General features: G+C 41.6%; 2 protein-coding genes. Both read left to right on the top strand.

Annotated elements, in window-relative coordinates; genetic code table 11:
* Window positions 1-296: DUF4351 domain-containing protein (locus AC4II3_RS32675; protein WP_488017407.1), on the top strand; the 296-nt coding region annotated here is incomplete at its 5' end.
* 368 nt (window positions 297-664) lie between these two features.
* On the top strand, window positions 665-1,561 hold an 897-nt coding region (locus tag AC4II3_RS32670), incomplete at its 3' end, for a tetratricopeptide repeat protein (protein ID WP_488029858.1).

Raw genomic sequence — 1,561 nt, 5'->3', positions numbered from 1 at the left:
CTTATTTTCGGGAGGATATGATGCAAGAGTCAGTAGTTTATCAACGAATTATTCGCCAAGGATTAGAACAAGGATTAGAACAGGGATTAGAACAGGGATTAGAACAAGGAAAGCGCAATGAGCTTAATTTAATTAAGCGTCTACTTAACCGTCGCTTAGGTGAAATCAATCCCCAATTACAAAATCAAATTGAGGAATTATCCTTTGACCAGTTGGAGGATTTAGGAGAAGCGTTGTTAGATTTTGAAACTGAAGTGGATTTGACCAATTGGTTGAACCAGTTAACGGATAAGTAACATCCGGTTAGGTGTGGCATTCAGCTATCAGCTATCAGCTATCAGTTATCAGCTATCAGCTATCAGCATTAAGCTTATGCCCTAGGCGCACGCTGCATTAGATTGAAGGCTGACGGCTGACGGCTGACAGCTGTTGGCGTAGCCTGCGCGTAGCGCATATGCTTACGGTTAACCACTCAAATAGAAATGTTCCCTATTTTCTAAAAACTTCACCCAATTGAAAAATGCTATAATTTATCAGGTTCTGCCTCTTGACTTTCCCTAAGGGATAGCAGCAGACAGTGTTGGCAATGGCGGAAGATTGGTGCATCCAGGGTGCTTTAAATAAGTCTATTTTTTGAATAACTATTGTAGACCAGTGGATGGCAATGGCTGACAACACATCTGATGCCCAACTTGACTTTCTCTTAGAGGTGCTACAAGCAACTGCAGACAGTAATGGTGACGCGCAGGTAGTTTACCCATTACTGGCAGCAAATACAGACAAACTTAATCAGAAGTTAGCAGAAAAATTGCGGAATTGGGCAACAACTAAGCTGGCGAAAGCGAAACCAGATGAAGCAAAGTCTCTAGCAGCAGTTATTGGCAATTTCAGCAATCGAATTTTGGAATTCCCCTTCGATGACAAAGCCAGCACTATCGAAATTGCCATCACTGGCTATGAAGTCGCACTAACTGTTTTCACCCGTGAAGCATTTCCCGAAAATTGGGGAACGGTACAAACTAATCTCGGTGCTGCTTACAATAACCGCATCAAAGGGGAGAAAGCACAGAATATTGAACATGCCATCGCTTGTTTACAACAGGCTATTATAGTTTTTACCTTTGAGGCATTTCCTATTGATTGGGCAATGACAAAAACTAATCTCGGTATTGCTTACAGTGACCGCATCAAAGGGGAAAAAGCACAGAATAGTGAAGAAGCGATCGCTTGTTACGAAGAATCTCTTAGAGTATATACTTTTGAGGCATTTCCTATTGAGTGGGCAAGGACAAAAACTAATCTCGGGAATGCTTACAATAACCGAATAAAAGGGGATAAATCACAGAATACTGAACAAGCGATCGGTTGTCACCAAGAAGCTCTTAGAGTTTTTACATTTGAGGCATTTCCGATTGAGTGGGCATCGACACAAACTAATCTCGGTATTGCTTACCGTAACCGAATAAAAGGGGATAAAGCACAAAATATAGAAGAAGCCATCGCTTGTTACCAACAGGCTCTTAGAGTTACAACCTTTGAGGCTTTTCCTTTTGATTGGGCA

The organism is Moorena sp., from assembly GCF_982860115.1.
Note: the sequence above shows the minus strand (reverse complement) of the source record. Positions and strands in the feature narration are given on the sequence as shown.